The sequence below is a fragment of the Sphingobium lignivorans genome (assembly GCF_014203955.1).
In the GTDB taxonomy this organism is placed as follows: Bacteria; Pseudomonadota; Alphaproteobacteria; order Sphingomonadales; family Sphingomonadaceae; genus Sphingobium; species Sphingobium lignivorans.
Map to the genome: position 1 here is coordinate 1,620,117 of NZ_JACHKA010000001.1, position 18,023 is coordinate 1,638,139.

The 18,023-nt window shown below is 66.0% G+C and carries 18 protein-coding genes; 5 read left to right on the plus strand and 13 right to left on the minus strand.

The genetic code is table 11. The features are described from left to right. Positions 1 to 35 precede the first annotated feature (35 nt). The 8 genes from HNP60_RS07330 to HNP60_RS07365 form a co-directional block, all read right to left on the minus strand. Complete coding sequence (locus HNP60_RS07330) at positions 36 to 1,280, minus strand: MFS transporter (protein WP_260395027.1); 1,245 nt, start codon at positions 1,278 to 1,280, stop codon at positions 36 to 38. Between the two features lie 61 nt (positions 1,281 to 1,341). Further along, complete coding sequence (locus HNP60_RS07335) at positions 1,342 to 2,178, minus strand: TrmH family RNA methyltransferase (protein ID WP_184152038.1); 837 nt, start codon at positions 2,176 to 2,178, stop codon at positions 1,342 to 1,344. Positions 2,179 to 2,189: 11 nt separating this feature from the next. Then, on the minus strand, positions 2,190 to 2,459 hold the full coding sequence (locus HNP60_RS07340; protein ID WP_420825243.1) for an HPr family phosphocarrier protein: 270 nt from the start codon (positions 2,457 to 2,459) through the stop codon (positions 2,190 to 2,192). A gap of 5 nt (positions 2,460 to 2,464) precedes the next feature. Beyond that, the gene (locus HNP60_RS07345) at positions 2,465 to 2,869 is read right to left on the minus strand and encodes a PTS sugar transporter subunit IIA (RefSeq protein WP_014075801.1); all 405 of its coding nucleotides are present in this window, start codon (positions 2,867 to 2,869) and stop codon (positions 2,465 to 2,467) included. After that, positions 2,866 to 3,822, minus strand: a complete 957-nt coding sequence (gene rapZ / locus HNP60_RS07350) for an RNase adapter RapZ (RefSeq protein WP_184152041.1) — start codon at positions 3,820 to 3,822, stop codon at positions 2,866 to 2,868. Before rapZ ends, HNP60_RS07345 begins: the two co-directional genes overlap by 4 nt. Next, complete coding sequence (locus HNP60_RS07355) at positions 3,819 to 4,262, minus strand: HPr kinase/phosphorylase (RefSeq protein WP_338056695.1); 444 nt, start codon at positions 4,260 to 4,262, stop codon at positions 3,819 to 3,821. The genes rapZ and HNP60_RS07355 overlap by 4 nt, the downstream gene beginning before the upstream one ends. Then, positions 4,262 to 5,857 (minus strand): ATP-binding protein, encoded by a 1,596-nt coding sequence (locus HNP60_RS07360; protein ID WP_184152047.1) that lies wholly within the window; start codon positions 5,855 to 5,857, stop codon positions 4,262 to 4,264. The genes HNP60_RS07355 and HNP60_RS07360 overlap by 1 nt, the downstream gene beginning before the upstream one ends. Beyond that, positions 5,826 to 6,533 carry a response regulator transcription factor gene (locus HNP60_RS07365; protein ID WP_184152049.1) on the minus strand — a complete coding sequence of 236 codons (708 nt, stop codon included), beginning with the start codon at positions 6,531 to 6,533 and terminating at the stop codon, positions 5,826 to 5,828. Before HNP60_RS07365 ends, HNP60_RS07360 begins: the two co-directional genes overlap by 32 nt. A 277-nt stretch (positions 6,534 to 6,810) precedes the next feature. Here HNP60_RS07365 and HNP60_RS07370 point away from each other — a divergent pair, with 277 nt between their 5' ends. Then, the gene (locus HNP60_RS07370) at positions 6,811 to 8,406 is read left to right on the plus strand and encodes a phosphoenolpyruvate carboxykinase (RefSeq protein ID WP_184152052.1); all 1,596 of its coding nucleotides are present in this window, start codon (positions 6,811 to 6,813) and stop codon (positions 8,404 to 8,406) included. Positions 8,407 to 8,584: 178 nt separating this feature from the next. Here the strand turns inward: HNP60_RS07370 and HNP60_RS07375 are convergent, their stop codons facing one another. Both HNP60_RS07375 and HNP60_RS07380 read right to left on the minus strand, forming a co-directional pair. After that, positions 8,585 to 9,076: an NfeD family protein gene (locus HNP60_RS07375; RefSeq protein WP_184152055.1), complete on the minus strand. Its 492-nt coding sequence runs from the start codon at positions 9,074 to 9,076 to the stop codon at positions 8,585 to 8,587. Beyond that, on the minus strand, positions 9,073 to 10,041 hold the full coding sequence (locus HNP60_RS07380) for an SPFH domain-containing protein (protein WP_184152058.1): 969 nt from the start codon (positions 10,039 to 10,041) through the stop codon (positions 9,073 to 9,075). The genes HNP60_RS07375 and HNP60_RS07380 overlap by 4 nt, the downstream gene beginning before the upstream one ends. A 93-nt stretch (positions 10,042 to 10,134) precedes the next feature. Between HNP60_RS07380 and HNP60_RS07385 the strand changes: the two genes are divergently transcribed. After that, positions 10,135 to 10,980 carry an HpcH/HpaI aldolase/citrate lyase family protein gene (locus tag HNP60_RS07385; RefSeq protein WP_260394772.1) on the plus strand — a complete coding sequence of 282 codons (846 nt, stop codon included), beginning with the start codon at positions 10,135 to 10,137 and terminating at the stop codon, positions 10,978 to 10,980. A gap of 63 nt (positions 10,981 to 11,043) precedes the next feature. Here HNP60_RS07385 and HNP60_RS07390 read toward each other — a convergent pair whose 3' ends face one another. After that, complete coding sequence (locus tag HNP60_RS07390) at positions 11,044 to 12,702, minus strand: M28 family metallopeptidase (protein ID WP_184152062.1); 1,659 nt, start codon at positions 12,700 to 12,702, stop codon at positions 11,044 to 11,046. Between the two features lie 170 nt (positions 12,703 to 12,872). Here HNP60_RS07390 and guaB point away from each other — a divergent pair, with 170 nt between their 5' ends. From guaB to HNP60_RS07405, 3 genes are read left to right on the plus strand one after another with little or no spacing between them, the layout of a single operon-like run. After that, positions 12,873 to 14,330 carry an IMP dehydrogenase gene (gene guaB / locus HNP60_RS07395; RefSeq protein WP_184152065.1) on the plus strand — a complete coding sequence of 486 codons (1,458 nt, stop codon included), beginning with the start codon at positions 12,873 to 12,875 and terminating at the stop codon, positions 14,328 to 14,330. A 45-nt stretch (positions 14,331 to 14,375) separates the two neighbouring features. Continuing rightward, positions 14,376 to 15,560, plus strand: coding sequence for an RsmB/NOP family class I SAM-dependent RNA methyltransferase (locus HNP60_RS07400; protein ID WP_184152067.1), 1,185 nt, complete (start codon positions 14,376 to 14,378; stop codon positions 15,558 to 15,560). A 50-nt stretch (positions 15,561 to 15,610) separates the two neighbouring features. Beyond that, positions 15,611 to 16,138 (plus strand): tetratricopeptide repeat protein, encoded by a 528-nt coding sequence (locus HNP60_RS07405; protein WP_041391801.1) that lies wholly within the window; start codon positions 15,611 to 15,613, stop codon positions 16,136 to 16,138. A 21-nt stretch (positions 16,139 to 16,159) separates the two neighbouring features. On the opposite strand, the gene rsmA is transcribed toward HNP60_RS07405, so the two are convergent. Next, the gene (gene rsmA, locus HNP60_RS07410; RefSeq protein WP_184152070.1) at positions 16,160 to 16,990 is read right to left on the minus strand and encodes a 16S rRNA (adenine(1518)-N(6)/adenine(1519)-N(6))-dimethyltransferase RsmA; all 831 of its coding nucleotides are present in this window, start codon (positions 16,988 to 16,990) and stop codon (positions 16,160 to 16,162) included. Then, positions 16,987 to 17,994, minus strand: coding sequence for a 4-hydroxythreonine-4-phosphate dehydrogenase PdxA (gene pdxA, locus HNP60_RS07415; protein WP_184152073.1), 1,008 nt, complete (start codon positions 17,992 to 17,994; stop codon positions 16,987 to 16,989). The genes rsmA and pdxA overlap by 4 nt, the downstream gene beginning before the upstream one ends. Positions 17,995 to 18,023 lie beyond the last annotated feature (29 nt).

The following is an 18,023-nucleotide window of genomic DNA, read 5'->3' on the forward strand; positions in this document are numbered from 1 at the left end:
GCTGGCCCGGCGCCGCTCGCGCGGAACCGGGCCGGTTACTCCCGGGCGAGCCAGACCAGACCGAACAGGCTGACCATGCCGGCGGCGGTGAGATAAAGCCCGACCGCCCCGATTCCGTGCGTCGCGACGAGATATTGCGCAACGATGGGCGCCATGGCGCCGCCGAGAATGCCGCCGACATTGAAAGCGAAGGACGAGCCGGAATAGCGCACGCGGGCCGGGAAGAGAGAGGTCAGCCACTCGCCCAGCGGCCCGTAAGTGAAGCCCATCACCAGCAGCGCGACGGCCAGGGTCATGAAGAGCAGGGCAGGCGCATCGGCATTGAACCCCGCGCCGAAGACGAAACCGAGCGGCACGGTCGCGGCGCAGCCGGCGATCAGCGCTTTGGCGGCCGATTGCCGGTCCGACCACCAGCCGGCGAGAATGATGCCCAGCGCGAGCATGAAGATCGCGGCAAGCTGCATGGACAGCACCTGGTCGCGCGCCATGCCAAGGCTCGTCGTCGCGTAGCCGAGCGCGAAGGCTGTGGAGATGTAGAAGAGCGCGAAGCAGGCCACGACCGCGAGCGTGCCTGCCATCGTTGCGCGCAGATGGCGCGTCAGCAGCTCCGCCATCGGGATGCGGGCCGGAGGCTCAGCATCGAGCGCGGCCCGGAATTCCGGCGTTTCGCCCAGCCGCAAGCGCACCCACAGGCCCAGAATGACGAGCGCGGCGCTGGCGAGGAACGGGAGGCGCCATCCCCATGCCAGGAACTCGGCTTCGCTCAGCCAGAGGCCGAGCACGAGGAACAGGCCGTTCGCGGCGATGAAACCCAGCGGGGCGCCGAGCTGCGGCATCATGCCGAAGCGCCCGCGCCAGCCGGGCGGCGCATTCTCCACCGCGAGCAGCGCGGCGCCGCCCCATTCGCCCCCGAGCCCCAGTCCCTGCCCGAAGCGCAGGATGCAGAGCAGCAGCGGCGCCAGCCAGCCGATCATCGCATAAGTCGGCAGGAAGGCGATCAGGAATGTAGAGCCGCCCATCAGCAGCAGCGAGGCGACCAGCGTCGACTTCCGGCCGATCCGATCGCCATAATGGCCGAACACCGCCGCGCCGAGCGGTCGGGCAAGGAAGGCGAGCGCGAAGCTGGCATAAGCGGCCATGAGCTGCGCGGTGGGGGAACTGGCGGGAAAGAAAAGCGGTCCGAAGACCAGACTCGCGGCGGTCGCGTAGATATAGAAATCGTAGAATTCTACCGTGGTGCCCACCAGGCTGGCGACCAGCACTCGCCGATGCTGCATCATCGCGGCAAGGCCGCCTCGTGTCGTTTCGGTCAAGACATTCCCCTCCTGCTGACCGGTACGTTCACTCCGGCGCTTGCGGCGCCGTGCCCTGATCTCCGGTTCGCCGCAACTGGTTCAGCACCTCATAGGCCATCACCGCCCCGGCGACGGACGCGTTCAGGCTGTCGGCACGGCCCAGCATCGGAATTTTCACCAGCAGGTCGCAGGCGGCTTCGTAGCCGGCGGGCAGACCGCGCGCTTCATTGCCGATCAGCAGGAAAGCGGGCGGGACATAAGCGGGCGCCTGATAGTCCTGATCGGTGTTGAGGCTGGTGCCGATGAGCTGACCCGGCCCGGCGCGCAGCCAGGCGAGGAATTCATCCCAGCTCGCATGGGCGATGGTCTGCGTGAAGATCGCGCCCATCGAAGCGCGCACGGCCTCCACGGAGAAGGGATCGACGCAATCATCGACCAGTATCACGCCGCCCGCGCCCACGGCGTCGCCGATGCGCATCAGTGTGCCGAGATTGCCGGGATCGCGCATCGCCTGCGCGACGAACCAGATGGGCGCCCGGGCGCGGTCGAGTGCGGGGAGGGGCGTCAACCGATCGCGATAGACGCCGATGAGGGTCTGGGCATTGTCCTTGCCGGACATCTTGCCGAGAATATCCGGCGTGGTGAAAATCACGTCGCCGCCGGCCGCTTCCACCGCATTGATCAGCGCGCTGGCCAGGGGATGGGGGTCCGCGCCGCTGGCGAGGAAGATCATCTCGGGCAGCACGCCCAGCTCACGCGCTTCGGTCAGGATGCGCAGCCCTTCGGCAAGGAAAAGCCCCTCCCGCTTGCGCAGCTTCTTCTCGCGCAGGGAGCGGACCCGTTTGACGAGCGGATTGGAAAAGCCGGTGATTTCTCGGGCCAAGGCGTCTGTGCCTATTCCTCGCCGAAGCGATCCTGGACCAGCGCGGTCATGGCGGCCAGAGCCTCCTCGGCGCCTTCGCCCGCAGCGGAAATCGTGATGTCGTCGCCCATCGCCGCGCCCAGCATCATGAGTCCCATGATCGAGGTGCCGACGACTTCATGACCATCCTTGCGCACGGTGACGGTCGCCTTGAGCCCGCTGGCGAGCGTCACGAATTTCGCGCTGGCGCGGGCGTGCAGCCCCCGCTTGTTGGCGATGCGCACGGTCTGGCTGAGCATCATCCCGCTCACTGGATGTCGCCGAGCAGCTCGGAAGCCACGCTGATATATTTCTTCCCGGCTTCACGCGCTGCGGCCACGGCCTGCGTCACGCTCATCGTGCGCCGGGCGCTTTCCAGACGGATCAGCATCGGCAGGTTGATGCCAGCGATGACCTCGATTCGCCCGGCATCGAGCAGTGAGATCGCGAGATTGGAAGGGGTGCCGCCGAACAGATCGGTCAGGAGGATGACTCCCGATCCGTCATTGACCCGGTCGACCGCCGCGGCGATGTCGGCGCGGCGCGCTTCCATGTCGTCATCGGGACCGATGCAGACGGTCTCGATCGCCTCCTGCGGGCCGACGACATGCTCCATGGCAATGCGAAATTCGGTCGCAAGCCCGCCATGCGTTACGAGCACAAGTCCTATCATGTCGATTTAGCGCCCCGCCCTTCAATTACCGTTTGTTTGCCTTGGCGCCGGTTCTCATAGGCGTCCAGCTGCACCGATTCCAGATTGCGGTGCATGATGGTGGGCGAAAAGCCAGCCGCGCGCAAGCGCTGACCGATCTCCTCCGTCACGCAGACGGACCGATGTCTCCCCCCGGTACAGCCGAATGCAATGGTCACATAAGCCTTGCCGTCCTCGCTGTAGCGCGGCAGGACGGTCCCGAGAAGCGCCTCGATCTGCCCGACGGCCTTTTCGAACAAGGGATCTGCCATCACATAGTCGCGCACCGGTGCGTCGAGGCCGCCGAGCGCGCGCAGATCTTCCTCCCAATAAGGATTTCTCAGGAACCGCATGTCGAACATGAGATCGGCATTGCGCGGCACGCCCCGGGCAAAGCCGAAGGACAGCAGCGTGAGGGTGGATTCGAAGCTGCCCGCAAAGCGCTGCCGGATCGCCTGCTGAAGCGCATTGCTGGTGAAGTCGCTGCTGTCGATGAGGTGCTCTGCGGCCCGGCGCAGGGGCTCCAGCAATTCGCGCTCCCGGGCGATGCCGTCCGCCGCCGGGCGATCGGGGGCGAGAGGGTGACGACGCCGCGTCTCGGCATAGCGCCGTTCGAGCACGGTTCCCGAGCAATCCAGGAAAAGCATCTCGACCTGATTGCGCCCCTGATCGCGCAGCGAGGCGATGACGGACAGGACGGTGTCGGCAGCAAAGCCGCGCGTCCGGCTGTCGATGCCGATGGCGAGCGGGCGATCCTCTCCGGCGGCATAGCCCTGTGGCGGGGGTGCCGCGAGCAGCCGGTCCAGCAGGGTGAGCGGCAGATTGTCGACCGTTTCCCATCCCGCATCCTCCAAGGTGCGCAGGCTGGTCGATTTTCCGGCGCCCGAAAGGCCCGTGACGATCAGGATGGACTTGGGGGTGGGCGGGGGAATCATGGCAGCTTTCCGGTAAGGTTGGTCCGCTTCATGGCCCATTCCGCCTTTATGGGGGCTGAAGCGTCGAGGCCGCGCAGCACGATGAGCGGCAGCATGATGCCGTGCAGAAGGATATGGGTGGAAGTCTCGGGCATTCTCGGGGGCTGCTCGTCCAGTCGGATCGCCAGCAAGGCCGGCACATCTTCCATATAGGGCATCTCCACGATCCCGAGATGCCGGATTTCCATTTTCCCCGCGATGTTCGGCGCGGCGCTGAGGCGCAGGCCTCCCTCGTGCACGCGCAATTGCGTGTAATCGTCGCTGATGAGCGTGGCGCCCCGGTCGATCAGCCGAAGGGCGAGATCCGATTTGCCCGATCCGCTGGGCCCCATGATGAGGAGGCCCTGGCCGCCGATCGCCACGCTGGATGCGTGCAGGAGATCATCGGCATCTTCGCTCATCATTCGCTTCCCTGCGCGGACGGTGCCGTGGCCCCCGGCATGGTGAAGACGAACCGGGCGCCTTTCTTGCCATCCGCCCTGCCTTCTACCCAGATCACGCCATGATGTCCTTCCAATATGGTGCGCGCGATCGCCAGGCCGAGCCCGCTATGCTTGCCGAAGCCGTCGCGCTCGGGACGCACGCTGTGGAAACGCCTGAAGATCTTTTCGCGCTCCGCTTCCGGCACGCCGGGGCCGTCATCCTCGATCGCGACCTGGACCTGATCGCCCTGCTGCTCGGCGAAGAGACGCACCCGGCCTCCTTCGGGCGAGAAGGAAATGGCATTGTCGATCAGATTGTCGACGACGCGGGCGATCTTCTGGGGGTCGCCCATCACGAAGAGACTTCCTCGTGCGGGGCCGGCATAGCTCACCTTGACCTGCGGGCCGCCCTGTCGGGGCGTATGCCCCCGGGCGATGCGGGCGATCAGGCGGCCGATATCGATGCGCTCGAATGGCGTGCGCGAGAGTTGCGCGTCGATCCGGGAGGCCTCGGCAATGTCGCTCACCAGCCTGTCCAGCCGGCGAACATCGTCCTGCGCGATGTCGAGCAGCTTTGCCTGCAGCGCGGGGTCCTTGATCTGGCTGAGGCCTTCCAGCGCGGACCGGAGCGAGGCGATGGGGTTCTTCAGTTCATGGCTGACGTCGGCGGCGAAAGCGTCGGTGGCATCGATCCGCTGGCGCAGGGCCTGGCTCATGTCCGAGATCGCGCGCGCGAGCATGCCGATCTCGTCGCGCCGGTCCGGCAGGCGGGGGACGATCACCTCGCGTGCCCGGCCGAGCCGCACGCGCACCGCCGCCCGCGCCAGCCTGCGCAGCGGCAGGACGATCGTGCGCGCGAGGAAGAGGGAGAGGAGGACGGATGCGAGGATCGCCGCTGCCAGCACAAGGCTGATGCGCAGGCGCTCGGCCCGGACGATCTCGGTAATGTCGCTGGCGTTGATCGTCGCCAGCAGCAATTGCCTTTCCCCGGGAAGGGGATGAGCGACGCTCAGGAAAGGCGTGCGATCCGGCGCGAAGCGGTAGGCCGCCTGTGGCTTCCCGCTCCGCATCGCGTCGCGCGCTTCCGGCCAGCGATCCAGCCTGTCGGTCGCGGGCTCGACAAGATAAGGCGGCGCGGAGGCGAGGGCGAGCGTTTCCACCACCCGATCGATGCCGCGGGCCAGCCTGATATGCAGCGGGTCCTGCTCCGGGCGCCGCAGCCGGTAGGTCGGCGGGGCGAGCCGGAAACTGTCGACCAGCTTGTTTCCGGGCGCATCATAGAGGCGCAGGCGCATGCCGGTCGTTTGGGCGGACCGCGCCAGAAGGGAATCCCGGTCTCGCGCCCGGGCCAGTTCCATCGCCTTGACGATCAGTGCCGTTTCGCGGCCCATTGAGACGAGCCGTCCGTCGATCAGCCGCGTGCGATAGCTGTCGAGATAGAAGAAACCGCCCGCGAGAATGGCGAGCGCGAAGACATTGACCGCAAGGATGCGGCGCGTGAGCGAGATGCGCGTGGTCCATTCACCGCTCGCATGCCGCTCCTCATTCCTCGCTGAAACGATATCCGGCGCCATATAATGTGTCGATCGCGTTGAAATCCGGCGCGACGTCCCGGAACTTCCGGCGCAACCGCTTGATGTGGCTGTCGATCGTGCGGTCGTCGACATAGATGTCGTCCTGATAGGCGGCATCCATGAGCTGGTTGCGCGTCTTGACGATGCCGGGCCGCAAGGCGAGCGCTTCCAGGATCATGAACTCCGTGACTGTCAGCGACACATCCGTGCCGTCCCATTGCACGCGATGCCGCGCCGGATCCATCGTCAGGCGGCCGCGCCGGATCGTCTCGGCTGTTCCTTCCGTCGGCGCTTCGTCGCTCGCTTGGGTCAGCGCGGCGCGGCGGAGCAGGGCGCGGATGCGCGCGATGAGCAGTCGCTGCGAAAAGGGCTTCGCGATATAGTCATCCGCACCCATGGCGAGGCCGAGCGCTTCGTCCAGCTCGTCGCTCTTGGATGTCAGGAAAATGAAGGGAAGGCTGCTCCTCTCGCGCAGGCGCCGCAGCAATTCGATGCCATCAAGGTTCGGCATCTTGATGTCGCAGACGACAAGATCGGGAGGATTTTCCGTAATCGCTTTCAAGGCTGCCTGCCCATCGGGATAGAGCCGCGTCAAGAACCCCTCAGCGATCAGGGCGATGCTGAGCGAGGAGAGAATGTTGCGGTCGTCGTCGACCAGGGCGATCGAAGCGCTCATCGAGCCTTGCGCGGTGCCATGTCATTGCGTGAACGACCCGATTAGACCAAGCGTCTTTCCAGCGCAACTCGCGGGCAAATCGTTACGGCAAGACGACCGGGTGCTCACGCGCGATGAGCCGCGCGCCCGTGTCCCGTTCCGTGGCAGTGCACAATGCATGTTGTTTGACGCTGACAGGTCAATTGCTTATGCGCAGATGACAAGTGCAATTCATTGTGACCATTGGTCCTGCGCGCCGTCAGACCGGCAGCGCAGGACAGTGAACCAGGAGACAGGTGTGCAGGCCAAATCTTCCTTCGACTTGAGCGAACAGGGCATTTCGACATCGGCTGCCGTTCATTGGAATCTTCTTACGGCGCCTCTCGTCGAGCACGCGGTTCGGAACGGGGAAGGTCATCTTTCCAAGGACGGGCCGCTCGTGGTTGCCACCGGCAAGCACACCGGCCGCAGCGCCAAGGACAAGTTCATCGTTCGCGACGCGACGACGGAAGATACCATCGGCTGGGGCAATGTGAACGTTCCGATGGAGCCTGCCCATTTCGAGGCTCTGAAAGCCGATTTCCTTGCGGCGCTGAACGAGAAGCCGCAGCTCTATGTCGCCGACCTGTACGGCGGCTCCCAGCCCGAGCATCGCGTCAACGTGCGCGTCATCAATGAGCTGGCCTGGCACAATCTCTTCATCCGGACCTTGCTGGTGCGCCCCGAGCCGTCGGAACTGGCGGACTTCGCCCCGGAATACACGATCATCGACCTGCCCAGCTTCCGGGCCGATCCGGCAAGGCACGGCTCCCGCAGCGAGACAATCATCGCCGTCAACTTTACCGAGAAGCTCATTCTCATCGGCGGGACGGCCTATGCCGGCGAGATGAAGAAGTCGGTCTTCTCGATCCTCAACTATCTGCTGCCCGCCAAGGGCATCATGCCGATGCACTGCTCGGCCAACATCGGCCCGGACGGGGACACGGCCGTGTTCTTCGGCCTTTCCGGCACGGGTAAGACCACGCTCTCGGCCGATAAGAGCCGCACGCTCATCGGCGATGACGAGCATGGCTGGTCGGACACTGCCGTCTTCAACTTCGAGGGTGGCTGCTATGCTAAGATGATTCGCCTTTCCGCAGAGGCCGAGCCGGAGATCCACGCCACCACCAAGCGTTTCGGCACGGTGCTGGAGAATGTGGTGATCGACCCGCACACCCGCGAGATCGACCTCGACGATGACAGCCTGGCCGAAAACAGCCGCGGCTCCTACCCGATCCATTTCATTCCGAATGCGTCGAAGGACAATCTGGGGCCGGTGCCGCAGAACATCATCTTCCTCACGGCCGATGCTTATGGCGTGCTGCCCCCGATCTCGCGCCTGACGCCCGATCAGGCCATGTATCACTTCCTCTCCGGCTACACCGCGCGCGTCGCGGGCACCGAGATTGGCGTGACCGAGCCGAGCGCGACCTTCTCGACCTGCTTCGGCGCGCCTTTCATGCCCCGCAAGCCGAGCGTCTACGGCAATCTGCTCAAGGAGCGGATCGCCAAGGGCGGCGTCAAGTGCTGGCTGGTGAACACCGGCTGGACGGGCGGCAAATATGGCGTCGGCTCGCGCATGCCGATCAAGGTGACGCGCGCCCTGCTGAATGCCGCGCTCGACGGCAGCCTCAATGATGCGGAGTTCCGGATCGATCCGAACTTCGGCTTCGAGGTGCCGGTTGCCGTGGCCGGCGTGGACAGCACGATCCTCGATCCGCGCGCGACCTGGGCCGACAAGGCGGCCTATGATGAGACGGCGCGCAAGCTCGTCCAGCAGTTCGTCGAGAACTTCGCCCAGTTCGAGAAGGACGTGGATGCGTCCGTGCGCGACGTCATGACGGTCGCTGCCTGAACAGGGACCGACAGCGCGCGCTGCGTGCTGACCGGGTTTGATTGTTGAACGCCGGCCATTCGATTGGGAGTGGCCGGCGTTTGCTTTTCCGGTCCTGGAGAAGCCGGCTTTCCACTCTTCCCTGCACGGAAAGAAAAGGGGCGCCGGCGCGAAAGTTCCTGCCCGCCCTTGAGGCGGCTCAGGTCTGTCCCGGGGGAAGAGAGGCGATTCCCGGCGTCTCCGGCACCGGCTCGACGGTCAGGATCGAGCCCGCGACGCCAGTGATCCGCACATAGCTTCCCGTGGATGCATCCGGTCCGGAGACGGGCCAGCTGCCGTCGTCGACCCGCACCCGTCCTTCGCCATGGCTGATCGCCTGCGTCACCACGACCGTCCGCCCGATCAGCCGCGCCGTGCGATCATTGAGAAGCGGATCTTCCGGCTCGACGGGACGGGCAAGATACCAGAGCCTGCCTCCGCTGATCGACAGGGCGCTGAAGATGGCAAAGGCCAGCCACTGGAAAGGCTCGCCGATCGGCAGAAGCAGCACGGCCCCGGCGGTCAGCGCGGCGGCAAGGGACACCCAGATCAGGAACACGCCAGGCGCGAGGAGCTCGGCCGCGGCGAGGATGACCGCCAATATGCCCCAGAAGATCGATGGATGGATATCCCCGAAGAGGCCGCCGATCATGGCGTTCGCGTCCGGGGCACGCCCGCCGGCGGACGGTCGGTCCTGGCGGGCTCATCGGTCCCCAGCGCTTCCCGGGCAAGCTGACCGATGCCGCCCAGCGTGCCGATGAGCTGCGTCGCCTCGACGGGAAACAGGATGGTCTTGGCATTGCTGGACGTGGCGAATTTCTCCACTGCCTCGACATATTTCTGCGCGATGAAATAATTGATCGCCTGTGCGTTCCCGCCGGCGATGGCGTCGCTTACCATCTGGGTCGCCTTCGCTTCCGCCTGAGCCTCGCGCTCGCGGGCTTCGGCATCGCGAAACGCCGCCTCGCGTCGGCCCTCGGCTTCGAGGATGCGGGATTGCTTCGCGCCTTCCGCGCGCAGCACTTCCGAGCTCTTGAGGCCCTCCGCTTCGAGGATGTTGGCGCGCTTCTCGCGCTCCGCCTTCATCTGGCGTGCCATGGCGTTCACGATGTCCTGTGGCGGACGGATGTCCTTGATCTCGACGCGCGTGATCTTCACGCCCCAGGCGTTGGTGGCGTGATCGACCACACTGAGCAGGCGGGCGTTGATCTCGTCGCGCTTGGAAAGCGTCTCGTCCAGATCCATCGAGCCCATCACGGTGCGCAGGTTCGTGGTCGAGAGCTGCAGCAGCGCGACGCTGAGATTGCTTACCTCATAGGCCGCCTTGGCTGCGTCCAGCACCTGGAAGAAGACCACGGCATCGACCGACACCATCGCGTTGTCGCGCGTGATGATCTCCTGCGAGGGTACGTCGATCACCTGCTCCATCATGTTGATGCGGCGGCCCACCCGGTAGAAGAAGGCGGGATAGAGATTGAAGCCGGGAGAAGCGACCTCGGTGAACTTCCCGAACCGCTCGATGGTATAGCGATGGCCCTGCCGCACGATCTTCACACTGGCGGCCAGATAGAAGATCACCAGAAAGGCGATGAAGAGAGTGAATGTGATCAAGTCCATGGCGATGGCCTCCTGCTCCTGGCCTCGCTACTATGTCGCGCCGCGCTTCCTGCGGGAAGCGGAATCGGATTGAACGAGGGAGAAAGCACCAGGATGAACGCCGTCAGGGATCCGTCAGCCACCATGCCGTTGAGGCTCGTTCGCACGCTGCTTTTCGTGCCTGCCTCCCGGCCGCGCGCCATCGAAAAGGCGCGTTCGCTCGATTGCGATTTCATCATCCTGGATCTTGAGGACTCGGTCCTTCCCGAGGACCGCGATCAGGCACGGCAGAATGCGGTCGATGCGGTCAAGGCCGGTTTCGACGGGCGGCCATGCGCGATCCGCATCAATGCGGAGGGGCGGAGCGACCATGGGCTGGACATGGTGGCGGTTCGCGCCGCGATGCCTCCTTATGTGATCGTGCCCAAGGTCATCGAGGCGCGGCAGGCGCATGACGTTCATCTGGTCACGCAGCGGCAGATCATCGCCATGATCGAATCGCCGGTGGGCCTCGTCAATGCGCAGCGGATCGCGCGGGAGCCGGGCGTCGTGGCGTTGCTTGCCGGCACCAATGACATGCGGCGCGGCCTCGGCGTACCGCCCGATGCACCGCGCAGTGCCATTTCGCTCGCTCTCCAGTCGATCGTGCTGGCAGCCCGCGCGGCTGGCGTCGCGGCCTTCGACGGCGTCTACAACAATCTGGAAGACCCCGAAGGACTGGCTCAGGAATGCGAGGAGGGGCGGCACATCGGCTTCGACGGGAAGTCGATCATCCATCCGAGCCATATCGCCATCGCGAATGGCAGCTTCTCGCCCAGCGGGCCAGCCGTGGAGCAGGCGAAGGCGATCATCGAAGCCTTTACCGGCGGCGCCCAGCGCTATGACGGCCGCATGATCGAATCCATGCATGTGGCGGAAGCAAAAGCCATCCTCGAGCGGGCGGAACGCCTGCGCGGATGATGCGCCGGCATCGGTGACGCCGCCAGCGCGCGGTGCCGGTTGAACCGACCCTGCGCGCCGACTTCATTTCCGCTGCGACTGGCTCTCCTTCCGCACCCGCGCGAACTCGGAGCCGGCCTTCCATTCCGGCCAGCGAGTGGAATGGGTCAGATCATTGCCGATGTCGAACATCACGCTGATGTCGTCGATCGCGCCGGCGAGGTTCCACTCCGGCGACCATGCATCGCAGGCCTGATGATAGCAGCGGCCGGTATAGTCATCGACCCACTTCTGGCCGGCTTCCCGGCCGCCCTCGACCAGATCGGACGCGCCGGCAATGCCCATGATGAGCATCACGGGCACGCCGCGCTTGGCGAAGGGGAAATGATCGGCCCGGTAGAAGAGGCCGCGCTCGGGGAGGCTTTCCTCTGTCATGCTGCGGCCCTGCGCGGCAGCGAAGCGGGCGAGATCATCCTCCAGCGTGGACTGGCCCTTACCGACCAGAATGACGTCCCGTGCCTTGCCCGCCGTCTGCAGGATGTCGAGGTCCAGCACCGCGACCGTCTTCTCGTGGGGATACAGCGGATTTGCGGCATAGCTTTCCGACCCAAGCAGGCCGCGCTCTTCCGCCGTCCATGCGGCGAAGAGGATGGTGCGCTCGGGCGGCGGCCCGGCCTTGAAATTGCGGGCAATCTCCAGCATGCCGGCAAGGCCCAGCGCATCGTCATTGGCGCCGGCACGATAGATGCGGCCCTGCGCATCGGGCGGTCCCTCGCCATAGGCGTCCCAGTGGCCGCCATAGATGATCGTCTCGTCCGGGCGAGTGGTGCCGGGAATTCTGGCGAGCACATTGCGGCTCTGGATGATCTCGTGCGAGACCGGATAGGCCGCGTTCAGGTGAATAGCCTCGATCGGGACGGGCCGGAAATCGGTGCGCCGCGCTGCTTTGCGCAGCTTGTCGAGATCAAGGCCCGCGCGCTGAAAGAGCGCCTGCGACGTCTCGCCCGAGAGCCATCCCTGCAGCGCGAGGCTCGTCTGCTTTTCAGGGGGCAGGACAAGGCCGTAATTCTCGCCGCCGCTGCTGACCACGACGTTCCAGCCATAGCCGACACCCTCCGCATCATGCACGATCAGGGCACCAACCGCGCCGCGCCGGGCCGCTTCCTCGAACTTGTAGGTCCAGCGACCATAATAGGTCATGGTCCTGCCGCCGAACTTGCCTGCGACCGGTTCGTCCGGCGTGGCGACGAAATCGGGATCGTTGATGAGGAAGACGGCGACCTTGCCCTTGAGGTCCACGCCCTTGAAGTCATCCCATCCGCGTTCCGGCGCATCGACGCCATAGCCCACGAAGACCAGCGGGGCGTTGTCGATCACGGCCCTGTCGCGGGGCTGGAGCGTCGTGAGATGAATGTCCTTGCCCGCGCTCAGGGGCTGCGCGCTGCTGCCGCCCGTCAGTTCCAGCGTCTCGGGCTTGCCCAGCCGGGTGTGGAGCAACGGCACGGCCTGGGTCCAGCTTCCGTCCCGGCCGCCGGGCTCGAGCCCGAGCGCCTCGAAACGGGCAATGAGATAGCCCACGGTCTTGTGCTCGCCCGCGGTACCGGGCGCGCGGCCCTCAAACTCGTCCGAGGCGAGCGTTCTCACCGTCTGGTTGATCCGGGCGGCATCGATGTCCGGCCGGGCCAGGGCGGGCGCGGCGACGGCGAGCAGGAGCGAGGCTCCGATCCATTGCAAAGCTGACATGACAGCGAGCCTTCGCGCCACAGCGGCCCGGATGTCAACCTCGGGATCGGCCGGCATGGGCCGCTGTCGCGCACTGCTTTTCGCCGCCCCTAGCGGGAACGCCTGTAAATGGTTACATGGGCCGCCACTGATTCCCCAGCGGGGTTCCTCAAGACCAGGTGGCGCTATTCATGGACATTCGGCTCGGCCTCACTTTCGACGACGTGCTTCTCCAGCCGGGGGAGTCCGACGTTCTGCCGAGCCAGGCTGATGTCTCCACCCGGATCAGCCGCGACATCGCGCTCAACATTCCGATCCTCTCGTCCGCCATGGATACAGTGACGGAAGAAGACATGGCCATCGTCATGGCGCAGCTCGGCGGCATCGGCGTGCTGCATCGCAATCTCTCCATCGAGGAGCAATGCGCAGCCGTCCGCGCGGTGAAGCGTTTCGAGAGCGGCATGGTCGTCAACCCGATCACCATGGGGCCGGACCAGCCCCTGTCGGACGCGCAGGCGCTGATGACGCGGCACCGGATCAGCGGCATTCCCATCGTCGAAGCCTCGGGCAAGCTCGTCGGCATACTCACCAATCGCGATGTGCGCTTCGCGGAAAATCCCTCGCAGCCGGTGTGCGAGCTGATGACGCACGAGAATCTGGCGACTGTGCGCATCGGCGTGGCGCAGGAGGAAGCGCGTCGCCTGCTGCACCAGCGTCGCATCGAGAAGCTGCTGGTCGTGGATGACGATTTCCGCTGCGTTGGGCTCATCACGGTCAAGGACATCGAGAAAGCAGTCACCTATCCGCAGGCAACCAAGGATGCCTCCGGCCGCCTGCGCGTCGCTGCCGCGACCACGGTCGGCGACAAGGGGCTCGAGCGCACCGAGGCGCTGATCGACGCTGAGTGCGACCTCATCGTCGTCGATACGGCCCATGGTCACAGCCGCAGCGTCGCGGCTTCGGTCGAGCGCATCCGGAAGCTCTCCAACAGGGTGCAGCTGATCGCCGGCAACGTGGCCACCGCCGAAGCGACACGCGCGCTGATCGACGCGGGCGCGGACGGCATCAAGGTCGGTATCGGCCCGGGCTCGATCTGCACCACGCGCGTCATTGCGGGCGTGGGCGTGCCGCAACTCACCGCGATCATGGATTCGGCCGAGGAAGCGGCGAAGAGCGGCATTCCCGTGATCGCCGACGGTGGCCTGCGTACGTCTGGCGACGTGGCCAAGGCCCTGGCTGCCGGCGGGTCTGCCGTGATGATCGGCTCGCTGCTGGCCGGCACAGAGGAAGCGCCGGGCGAGACCTTCCTGTATCAGGGACGGGCCTACAAGAGCTATCGCGGCATGGGTTCGGTCGGCGCCATGGCGCGCGGTTCCGCGGACCGCTATTTCCAGCAGGACATCAAGGACCAGATGAAGCTGGTTCCGGAAGGCATTGAAGGACAAGTGCCTTACAAGGGACCTGCCCGGGACGTGATCCATCAGCTCGTGGGCGGCGTGAAGGCGGCCATGGGCTATACCGGCAGCCAGACCATCACTGATCTGCAGAAGCGCGCGCGCTTCGTGCGGATTACCAATGCGGGGCTCTCGGAGAGCCATGTCCATGATGTCACGATCACGCGCGAGGCACCGAATTACCCGACGCGTTGATCCCGCTCGCGGCTTGAACAGCGCTGGGCCTGCGGGGATCGGCCAGTGACGCCTGCTGCACGCGCACAGGCCGCGATCGAGCTGCTCGATCTTGTGATCGCCGCTGCCCGTGACGATGGCGCTGCCGCGGATACGCTCGTGGCGCGCTATTTCCGGGAGCGGCGCTATGCAGGCGCGAAGGATCGGCGCGCCGTTCGGGACTTGGTCTATCGGGCGGTCCGGGCCTGGGGCGACCGTCCGGATAACGGGCGCGCGGCGTTGCTTGCGGTCGCGCGGCAGGATCCCGACCTGGCGGCATGGTTCGACGGATCGATGCACGGCCCGGCGCCAATCGGGGCGGCCGAGCTTGCGGCAGTCCCTTCGCGCCTGCCCGGCTGGGTGCTGCCCGAGCTTTCGCCGCTGGTCGATGCCGCAGAGCAGGAGGCCCTGCTGAATCGCGCGCCGCTGCACTTGCGGGTCAACAGTCTCAAGGCGACCGCGGAAGAGCTGCTGCGCCACTGGCCGGAAGCGGTACCCATCCCGGGCACGACGCATGGCATCGAGCTGCCAGCCGGCACGGACGTCGAGCGCGATCCCGCCATGGCGCAGGGATGGATCGAGGTCCAGGACGCCGGCAGCCAGATCATCGCGAGTGCATGCGGCGCGAAAGCGGGCATGACCGTGCTCGATCTGTGCGCGGGCGCGGGGGGAAAGACCCTGGCGCTGGCGGCGGACATGGACGGCGAGGGGCGGCTGATCGCAGCAGACAGCGTGCGCGATCGTCTGGCGCGTCTCGCGCCCCGGGCCGCGCGGGCCGGCGCCGCGAACATGATCGAGACGCTGCTGCTCGATCCGGGCCGCGAGGAAGCCGCGCTCGCATCTCTGGAAGGGAGATGCGACGTCGTCCTCATCGATGCGCCGTGCAGTGGCGCAGGCACCTGGCGACGCAACCCGGAAGCGCGCTGGCGACTGACGCCCGAGAGAGTGGCCAGGATCAATGCGTTGCAAGCGAGACTGCTGCGGGTGGCGGCGCCGCTGGTCCGGCCCGGAGGACGGCTCGTCTATGCCGTCTGTTCGCTGCTGGAACGCGAAGGGCGCGAGATAATTCAGGATTTTGTCAGCTTTGATCCGCTATGGCGTCCGGTGCCATGGAACGGTCGAGGCCGGCCCTGGGGCGACGGCACCTTGCTGACTCCCCATCATGACGGGACAGACGGCTTTTTCTTCGCCGTCCTCGAGAAACCATGCTAGCGTCAGGGTTTATGGCGTCAGTTGTACGCAGTTCGTTCTGGGAGACAGTCATGCGGTTCACGCCCGCCTCCATCCTGCTGGCGAGTGCCCTTGCGCTGTCGGCGAGCAGCGGTATCGGTCAGCAATCATTGCGACCGTCCGCTGTCGCGGCTTCGAATCCCAAGGCAGCGCAATGGGTTGCCCAAGGACAGCAGGCGTTGACGAGCGGCCAGTATGACCAGGCGCGCGATGCCTATGAGACGGCGCTTCTGCTAGCACCGCAGGATCCGGACATCTACCTCGCCCTGGGCAAGATCGCGCGGGCGCAGAAGATGCCCGGTAAGGCCATCCGCTATTTCAACCGTGTGCTCGACATGGATCCTTCCAACCAGACCGCGCTGCAGGGTGAAGGGCTGGCGATGATGGACAAGGGCGCCACCGAGAGCGCGCGCGAAACGCTCGCGAAGCTGCGGACGATCTGCAAGGCGAATTGCGCGAGCGCCGAGCCGCTGGCTGCGGCCATCGCGTCCGGGGCACCGAAGGTGGCGGCGGCCGAGACCAAGGCAGTCGCGCCGCCCAAGATCGTCGAGCAGCAATAAGGGGCTCTTGCCCCCTTCGCTTCAATCTGCGCTGCCAAGCCGCCGGGCAATCGCTACATAATCCTCGACACGCAGGGTCTCGGCTCGCCGGCTTGCATCGATGCCGAGCGCGTCCAGCGTCTCCAGCGCAGCGGGAATGCCCTTGACGCTCTGGCGCAGCATCTTGCGTCGCTGCCCGAAAGCCGCCGCCGTCAGGCGGCCGAGAGTGCGCACGTCGACGCCTTCCGGCGCCGTCCCCGGAACGACATGCACGACGGCGGACATCACTTTGGGCGGAGGCGTGAAAGCCGAGCGATGGACCTTCATTGCCAGCCGCACGGCGCAGCGCCATTGGGCGAGCACGGCGAGCCTTCCATAGGCGTCCTGCCCCGGGCCAGCGACGATGCGCTCGGCAACCTCCGCCTGGAACATCAGGGTGGCCGATTTCCACCAGGGCGGCCACACCGCGCTTTGGAGCCAGCCGACAAGCAAAGCCGTGCCGACATTGTAAGGAAGGTTCGCCACGATATGGGCGGGCCCGCCGCACGCTTCGAGTGGATCGACCCTGAGCGCATCGCCTTCGATCACCCGGAGCTTCCCGGGGAAGGCAGCGGCCAGTTCTTCAAGAGCGGGCAGGCAGCGCGCATCGCGTTCGACCGCGGTTACCTGCGCACCCGCCCGCAGGAGGGCGCGCGTGAGGCCGCCCGGTCCCGGGCCGACCTCGAACACCCTTTCACCGGCGAGCGGACCGGGGACGGCGGCAATCCGATCGAGCAATTGCTCATCGAGCAGGAAATTCTGGCCCAGTGCCTTGCTGGCCCGCAGGCCGTGACTGGCGATCACCTCGCGCAGAGGCGGGAGAACGGGCGTCATGCAGGCTGGCCGGTCTCGTTCCATGCCCGACGGAAGAGCTCGGCATCCCGCGCCATGCGGATGGCCGCGATCATGGCGCCCGGATGGGCCTGGCCGGATCCCGCGAGCGCGAAGGCAGTGCCGTGATCGGGTGAGGTTCTCACGATGGGCAGGCCCAGGGTCATGTTCACGCCATCGTCGAAATGGAGCGCCTTGATGGGGATCAGGGCCTGATCGTGATAGCAGCAGAGCGCAGCATCATATTCGCGGCGGGCGCGGGCGCTGAACATGGCGTCCGCAGCGTGCGGTCCGGTGATATCCACGCCCTCGCTGCGAAGCTGCGCCAGCACCGGTTCGATGATGGTCCGCTCCTCATCGCCCAGCAATCCGCCCTCTCCGGCATGGGGGTTGAGGCCCGCCATGGCGAGTCGCGGCTTCTCGATGCCGAACAGGCGCCGCAGGCCGCGAACCGTCGCGAGCGCGCGGCTGCGGATCAGGGAGGAGGTCAGGGCCTGGGGGACTGCCGCATAGGGCATATGGATCGTGATCGGCACGACGCGGAGCGTGGGCCCTGCCAGCATCATCACGATGTTCTCGCGCCCCACGCCGCAGCGCTCGGCGACGAATTCCGTCTGTCCCGGATGCGTGAAACCCACTTGCGCGAGCTGGGCCTTGGAGACGGGGGCCGTCACGAGGGCACTGGCGCTTTCAGAACGGGCAAGGCCGGTTGCGGCCTCCAGCGACTGGAATGCGCAGCGGGCGCCGTCCAGCGAGGGAGATCCCGGCACGATCTCACCGGCATCGGCGACCTGCAGGCACGGCAGGGCCTCGCCAAAGACCTGCGCGGCATCCGCGGGATCGTGGATCTGCCGGATCGGACCATCCCAGACGGCACGGACCGCCGCGGCATCTCCCACGACGAAGAAGCAGGGCAGATCTTCAGCCTCCCGGGCCTCCCAGGATTTTGCAATGACCTCGGGACCAATCCCCGCCGGGTCTCCAAGTGAAATGGCAACAGGACGCATCGATGGGACAGCCCCCGGGGGCCGGGTCT